Here is a 6927-nt window from a genome sequence, read left to right as displayed (position 1 = left end):
TACTACGCGGGACGCATTAATTCGGCCGAAAGCAGCCACTTGGGGCGGGAGTTACTACGCGGAACGCATTATTTCGACCGTCAGCAGCCACTTGGGGCGGGAGTTACTGCGCGGAACACATTAATTCGATCGTCAGCAGCCACCTGGGGCGGGAGTTACTACGCGGGACGCATTAATTCGGCCGAAAGCAGCCACTTGGGGCGGGAGTTACTACGCGGAACGCATTATTTCGACCGTCAGCAGCCACTTGGGGCGGAAGTTACTTCGCGGAACACATTAATTCGATCGTCAGCAACCATCTGGGGCGGGAGTTACTTCGCGGAACACATTAATTCGGCCGTAAGCAGCCACTTGGGACGGGAACGCGCGGGACAGGTGCGGCTTCGGTTCGGCGGAATTCTGAACCAAAGCCGCTCAATCCATCTCTGCTAATCATTTCCCCGCTATCGGTTCCAGAGGCTGCGCGTTGCCATAGAATGGCGCCGCTCCCCGTTCGCTTGCTGCCCAGCGGACGGCGTTGGCGATGACACGCAGAACCGGCTCATTGTAATACGTCGGATACGTTTCATGTCCTGGGCGGAAGTAGAAGATTTTCCCTTGTCCACGGGAGAAGGTCGCTCCGCTGCGGAACACTTCGCCGCCTTCGAACCAACTGACGAAGACAAGCTCGTCCGGATCGGGGATATCGAAGTGTTCCCCGTACATTTCCTCTCGCTCCAACTCGAAATACTCGGGGAGGCCGGCGGCGATCGGATGGGAAGGCTTTACAACCCACAGGCGCTCCTTCTCGTCCGCTTCCCGCCATTTTAGCGCGCAAGACGTGCCCATCAACTTACGAAATATTTTCGAATAGTGCCCGGAATGCAGAACGATCAATCCCATGCCTTGCAGCACGCGCTGTTGCACCCGCTCGACGATGGCGTCGTCTACTTCGTCGTGCGCCTGATGGCCCCACCAGACGAGCACGTCCGTATCGTTCAATCTATCCGCCGTCAAGCCGTGCTCGGGTTCGTCCAGCGTTGCGGTGCCGATGTCGAAACCGTATGCCGATAACCCTGCCTGAAGCGCGCGGTGAATGCCTTCCGGATATACCTTCGCGACTTCCGCATTATGGCGCTCATGCCGAAATTCGTTCCATACCGTTACCCTGACTCGATCGCTCACTCCTTCACCCCCGCAACGCTTGGAGCAGTAAAGCCCGCTTCGATGTCCGACAGTTTAACAGCACGACGTGCCAAATACGACTGTTCGACCGCTTCCAAGGCGAGTTGGTTCAGGTAACCGTCGCGCAAAGTACCCGTCTCTTCACGCATCGTCCCCCGTACCCTGTCAACAAAGTCTTGCATTTGCTTCAACTTGTATGACTCCGGCACTTGAAGCTCCTCGACCAAAGGCTGCCCATCCGGACCGGGATGCGTCCATATGAGCGTTTCGCCGTACTCCCAGCCCATACGCAGCGTCCCGTTATCTCCGTACACCGATATTTCGAACTGATTGTTGCTGCCGTAAGCGTTGCGCGATGTCTGGAATACGGCAGGCACGCCCGGCTCTAGCAGCGCCGTGAACGCGGCGAAATCATCGATGTCGACCGGGACCGAGCGACCCGTTACCGGATCTTCGCGCTCGGAGATCAGGTTACTCATGAGCGCGGACACTTCCGTCGGCTCTCCGATCAGGAAACGCGCCGCATCCACCATATGCGAACCGAGGTCCCCGAGCGTCCCCGTCCCCGTAATCGTGCGATCAAGACGCCAGTTCATTTTCGTGTCGAACAGCGGGCCTCCCCATTGCTGCAAATATTGCAGGAAGACGTGCCGCAACGTCCCGATTTTGCCATCCCGAATCATCTCGCGCGCCAACCGGTACGATGGCGTATAGCGGTACGAGAAACCGACCATGCAGAGCGACGGATGCTGCACGGAAAGCTCCATCAGCGCCTTCGCTTCTGCGAACGTGCGCGTGAACGGCTTCTCGGTCATGATCGGCATGCCGTGAACGAGACAAAGCCGAATTATCTCGTAATGCGCGTTGTTTGGCGTAATCGACATGACCGCATCGACATCCGCATTCCGGATCAAATCCTCCGGCTCGAAATATCGCGAGCTAGCATCGAGCCCGAGCTTGTCGCCCCATTCCGCTACCCGAGCGGCGTCGCGGTCGCAAATCGCCGTTATGGCTGCTCCCTCGATCCCCGCAACCTGCTCCGCGTGCACGGAAGCCATACCGCCAAGACCGATTAAACCCAATCTGATCTGTTTCATTTTCGCTCCTCCAATCGCTCTCTTCTTTACTTGATGCCCGTCATCGTCATCCCTTTAATAAAATAACGCTGCGCAAACAAATATACGGCGAAAATCGGAACAAAGCTGACGACGTTGCCCGCCATGAGCAGGTTCCAATCCGTAGACCATTTGCCTTGCAAGCGGCTCAGGCCGAGCGGCAAAGTCATCAGTTCTTTGCTATGCGTCACGATGAGCGGCCATAGGAAGCCATTCCATGAACTCATGAACGCGAATATCGTCAGCGCCGCCAGCGTCGGTTTGACAAGCGGCAGCACAATGCTACGGAAAACCCGGTAATACGTCGCCCCGTCCATGAAAGCGGCCTCCATCAGCTCGTTCGGGATCGTCATGATGTTCTGGCGCATCAGAAACGTGCCGTAGGCGCTGAACAAGCCGGGAAGAATAAGACCCGCGTAAGTGTCGGCCAAGTTCGTCTGCGAAAATAAAATAAATAGCGGTACGAGCGTGACTTGGCTTGGTATCATCATCGTCGTCAGGAACAAAACGAAAATGCTTTGGCGCCCGCGAAAAGGAATTTTGGCGAACACGTATGCGGCCATCGCGCAAACAAGCAGTTGCAGCACGGTTGTGGCGATGGCAACGACTGCGCTGTTGAGCAGGAACCGGTATAGCGGGAAAAATTGCTCGATCGTCTTAAAATTATCGAAGTTCCAATGGGACGGCAGCAGCTTAGGAGGCATCCGGACCGCCTCCAGTTTCTCCTTGAACGCGCCGGATACCATCCATACGAACGGGAAGACGAGCACGATCGAGGCGGCGGCCAGGAAAAGATGCGTTAGCGCATTTTTTAACGCATGGCTGCTATCTTTCATAGACGACCCACCTCCGCTGCAATCCTTGCATAACCATCGTAACCGTGAAGATGATAAGGAAAAGCACCCATGACTGCGCGGCCGCGAAGCCCATTTTATTGAATTGGAACGCGTTCTTGTACACTTGCTCGACGATCGTGCTCGTGGCCCCTGCCGGTCCGCCGTTCGTCATAATGAGCACCTGATCGAATAATTGGAAGGAATTGATAAGCGAGATCGTCACAACGAAGAACAGCGTCGGCGACAGCATTGGAACGGTAACCCGCCACAGCTTGCTCCAGGCGGAAGCCCCGTCGAGATCGGCGGCCTCGTAATAATCGTCGGAGATGTCCTGCAGCCCCGCCAGCAAAATAATCGAGACGAACCCGATGTCTTTCCATATCGTGACCGCGATAATCGCGACGAGTGCCCAATGGTCATCCTGCAGCCAGACCGGCCCGTCAATGCCGATCATCGAGAGCAGATAGTTCAACAAACCGCTTTGCCCGTTCAGCAGCCAGCGCCAGACGATGGATACGGCGACCCATGACGTAATGACTGGAACGAATACTGCCGCGCGGTACATCTTGATGCCTATGATTCCCCGGTTGAGCAACACGGCGAACAGCATTCCGAGCAGCGTGATGGACGGCATGTAGCCAACGAGAAACACAACAACGTTCCGAAGCGATGTCAGCGACTTCTCATCTCCGAAAACTTTGGCGTAATTGTCCCAGCCGATAAAATGAAGATTCGTCCACTTGCCGAGCATATCCCAATCCGTGAAGCTGATGATGACGGAAGAAATCATCGGCACCAGTTGGAAGGCGAGCAGCAAGGCGAGCGCGGGCAGCAGGAAAACGACGACGGCCATGCGGCGATTCCACTTGCGTTGTCCTACCATGTCCATTTTCCTTTCTCAAAAACCTCTATACGAAATTCCGGCTCGAACTTACAATAAATTTAGGACGAGGCAACCGTACCCCAATACGGTTGCCCCGCCAACCCGCGAACTGGATAATCCACTCCCGGCGGACCGTTAGGGACTGTTGCGAAATAACGCGAAGGATATCCCGTAGGATTTTGTCGGAGTACAAGGAAGCGAAACCGCCACGTAGCAGAGCTACGCAAGGTTGAAGCTGACGCAGTAATCCGGCAAAAGACAAGGGATAGACGAAAGGTTATTTCGTAACAGTCACTTACTTCAGCAGTTCTTCGACTTTCTTCTGCGCGTTGTCGAGCGCCTGTTGCGCGGACTCCCTGCCGAGCTTCGCTTTATCCAGTTCGTCACCAACCGCCGCTTTGAGTTCGTTCCACTTTTCCGGCTTCGGTCCGACAGGCGGAAGCACAAGTGAATCGAGCGCCTCGGATACGACTTTCTTCGATTCGGGAGGCGTGATTTTGTAGTATGCCTCCATTACAGAGTCGTCCGCGACGGCCGGGACGCTCCATCCGGCGTTGATGCGCAAGCTTATCGCGGCCGGATCGCTGGAGATGAACTTCATGAAACGCCAGGCGGCTTCTGCGTTTTTCGTGTTTTTGGAAGCGACGAGACCGTCCGCGAAGAAGTGATGCGCTTTTTGCGTCGAGCCGGGCTCAAGAGCGATATCCCATTTAAACGGAAGGTCCTTGAAGTTGCCGAAGTTCCAAATGCCGAAACGGGCCATCGCAATTTTGCCTTCCTTGAAGGCGTTCAAGTCAGCGTCCGGTTGATTAAACGTATCGTCGTTCAACGCCGGGGACACTTTGTATTTGCTCGCTTTGTCTATCATCCATTGCAGCGCCTGCACATTGGCCGGGCTGTTCACCGTCGGCTTGCCGCCCGCGTCGAACATGCCGCCGCCATTTTGCCCGATCGTCTTGTAAAATTCGTAAAACTGCAGCGGAGCGTAAGTGCCCCAAATGCCTTGCTTGGCGTCGGTGAGCTTCTGCGCCGCTTCCAACTCTTCCTTCCACGTCCACGAAGCGTCCGGATATTTGACGCCTTTGGCGTCGAACAAATCTTTGTTATAGAATAGGACGACGTCGGAGAAGCTTTCGGTGACGCCCATCTGCTTCCCATTGTAATTAAAAGCATCGTAAGCGAGTTTCTTGTAGATTTCCGGCTTAAACGACGCATCCGCCGCGATCGTCGGCGTCAAGTCGAGCAGCAAGTCCTTGGAAGCGTACGTCCGGAAGTTCTCGTAGCCGACTTCGAACAGATCAGGTTCTCCGCCGCTCGCAAGCAGCGTCGTCAGTTTCGTATCGTAGTCAGCGTAAGGTACGATCTCGTAATCGACCGTCACGTCGGAATTCGCTTTCTGGAAGGCGTCCACCATGCCCTTGAACGTCTCTTCCTGGCCGTTCGCGGTGTACATCATCAGCTTGATCGTCACCGGCTCCTTGGTCGGCGACGAAGACTCGGACGCCGATTCGGACGGGGAAGCCGGCTGCGTGGACGTCTCGGACGGTGATGCCGGGCTGCTATCTCCGTTATTTTTGTTGCCCGAGCCGCATGCGCTCATGAAAGTCATGACAGCTACCAGCAGGATAACCCCGCTTTTCTTGAACATTCGAACCCTCTCCTTATGTTTTGTCGTATTCAGGCCCTTCCGTTAATACGTCAAGATTTGATATCCGCGCTGTCGCGACCCAACCACCTCCCTAAAGAAATGCGGCTCCGTTGCCTGTCGGTCATTGCTATTCCGCCGATCCGCCTATTCTCAGCACGGACCGCCGATCGATCAGTTCAAGCGGCATCACCAGCGGTTCGAAAGACCGGTACGCTTCGGTATGCCCGATTGCCGACAGCAGCCGTTCCGCGGCCATAATCCCTTTGGCGACTGCATCCTGCCGGATCGTCGTGAGCGGCGGCGTGGATATTCTCGCAACGGAAATGTCGTCGAAGCCGATGACCGAAATATGCGTCGGTACTTCCCGCCCCTCGTCCCTGACGCCTTGCATGACGCCCATCGCCATCAGATCGCTGGTCGCGAACGCCGCCGTAATTTCCATCTGTTTCGATGCGATAAGCTTACCGGCTTCCCGGCCGTATTCGTACGTGACGGAATGTTCGAAAACATAATCCGGATTATAGAACAGTCCGGCTTCCTTTAACGCGCGCTTGTAGCCGAGAAAGCGCTTCTCGACGACCCCATCTTTGCGGATAAGCCCGGTCACGAGCGCGATGTTCGTATGCCCGTTGTCGATGAGATGCTTCGTCGCCATATAACCGCCAAGTTCGTCGTCGATGCCTACGGAATCGAAATAGCTGTCATTGATATAGCTGTCGATCAGCACGATCGGCATACGTACTTTCTTGAGATCCTCGTAGAAGCTCTCCTGATAAATTCCCGTAATAATGGCTCCGTCCAGATTGCGCTGCATCGACGTATCCAAATAACCTTCGCCCTTCTCGACTCCGGACAAAATCATATGATAGCCGGACTGCCTCAGTCGCGCCTCGATGCCGCATACCAGTTCGGAGTAGAATGGGTTTTGCAGCAGCAGTTGCTTGCGCTCTTCCGTCTGGGGAATAACGACCCCGATCAGCTTCGACTTGTTGTTGGCTAAGCTCCGTGCAGAGAAGTCGGGAATGTAATTCAGTTCCTCAACTGCCTTCCGCACCTTCGCTACCGTCTCGGAGGATACTTTGCCCTCTCGTCCGTTCAGAACGTAGGACACGGCTGCCGTAGACACCCCGGCTTTCTCGGAGACGTCCCGTATGGTTACTCTTTTCATGTTTTGTCACCTGCTTAGAAGTATGGTGCATATCGAGATTTTACTTAAACGCTTAACCTCATGAGGCGATTATATGATGAAAATGAAGCGTTTACAAGATGGTTTTTACGTAA

Annotated in this window: 7 protein-coding genes; 1 reads left to right on the top strand and 6 read right to left on the bottom strand. The window is 55.0% G+C overall.

Annotation, left to right across the window (positions count from 1 at the left end):
• The coding region (locus ACFPOF_RS19725; protein WP_378135751.1) for a hypothetical protein at positions 1 to 432 on the top strand (432 nt) is incomplete at its 5' end.
• Here the strand turns inward: ACFPOF_RS19725 and ACFPOF_RS19720 are convergent.
• The 6 genes from ACFPOF_RS19720 to ACFPOF_RS19695 form a co-directional block, all read right to left on the bottom strand.
• The gene (locus ACFPOF_RS19720) at positions 433 to 1164 is read right to left on the bottom strand and encodes a ThuA domain-containing protein (protein ID WP_378135749.1); all 732 of its coding nucleotides are present in this window, start codon (positions 1162 to 1164) and stop codon (positions 433 to 435) included.
• Positions 1161 to 2261, bottom strand: a complete 1101-nt coding sequence (locus ACFPOF_RS19715) for a Gfo/Idh/MocA family protein (RefSeq protein WP_378135747.1) — start codon at positions 2259 to 2261, stop codon at positions 1161 to 1163. The genes ACFPOF_RS19720 and ACFPOF_RS19715 overlap by 4 nt, the downstream gene beginning before the upstream one ends.
• Positions 2262 to 2287: 26 nt before the next feature.
• Positions 2288 to 3115: a carbohydrate ABC transporter permease gene (locus ACFPOF_RS19710; RefSeq protein ID WP_378135745.1), complete on the bottom strand. Its 828-nt coding sequence runs from the start codon at positions 3113 to 3115 to the stop codon at positions 2288 to 2290.
• Positions 3105 to 3998 carry a carbohydrate ABC transporter permease gene (locus ACFPOF_RS19705; RefSeq protein WP_378135743.1) on the bottom strand — a complete coding sequence of 298 codons (894 nt, stop codon included), beginning with the start codon at positions 3996 to 3998 and terminating at the stop codon, positions 3105 to 3107. Before ACFPOF_RS19705 ends, ACFPOF_RS19710 begins: the two co-directional genes overlap by 11 nt.
• A 295-nt stretch (positions 3999 to 4293) precedes the next feature.
• Positions 4294 to 5646 carry an ABC transporter substrate-binding protein gene (locus ACFPOF_RS19700; protein WP_378135742.1) on the bottom strand — a complete coding sequence of 451 codons (1353 nt, stop codon included), beginning with the start codon at positions 5644 to 5646 and terminating at the stop codon, positions 4294 to 4296.
• A 127-nt stretch (positions 5647 to 5773) separates the two neighbouring features.
• Entirely contained in the window at positions 5774 to 6814 is a 1041-nt protein-coding gene (locus tag ACFPOF_RS19695; protein WP_378135740.1) for a LacI family DNA-binding transcriptional regulator, read from the bottom strand.
• Between the last annotated feature and the right edge of the window lie 113 nt (positions 6815 to 6927).

This window comes from Cohnella soli (assembly GCF_042655525.1).
Classification (GTDB): Bacteria; Bacillota; Bacilli; order Paenibacillales; family Paenibacillaceae; genus Cohnella; species Cohnella soli.
The sequence above is the reverse complement of the archived record's forward strand: the minus strand, read 5'-3'. Positions and strand labels throughout refer to the sequence as shown.

What these genes read in the sequence shown, in the direction of transcription:
- ACFPOF_RS19705 (WP_378135743.1), bottom strand. Translation starts at nt 3,998, where the DNA reads ATGGTAGGACAACGCAAGTGGAATCGCCGCATGGCCGTCGTCGTTTTC.
- ACFPOF_RS19700 (WP_378135742.1), bottom strand. Translation starts at nt 5,646, where the DNA reads ATGTTCAAGAAAAGCGGGGTTATCCTGCTGGTAGCTGTCATGACTTTC.
- ACFPOF_RS19715 (WP_378135747.1), bottom strand. Translation starts at nt 2,261, where the DNA reads ATGAAACAGATCAGATTGGGTTTAATCGGTCTTGGCGGTATGGCTTCC.
- ACFPOF_RS19695 (WP_378135740.1), bottom strand. Translation starts at nt 6,814, where the DNA reads ATGAAAAGAGTAACCATACGGGACGTCTCCGAGAAAGCCGGGGTGTCT.
- ACFPOF_RS19710 (WP_378135745.1), bottom strand. Translation starts at nt 3,115, where the DNA reads ATGAAAGATAGCAGCCATGCGTTAAAAAATGCGCTAACGCATCTTTTC.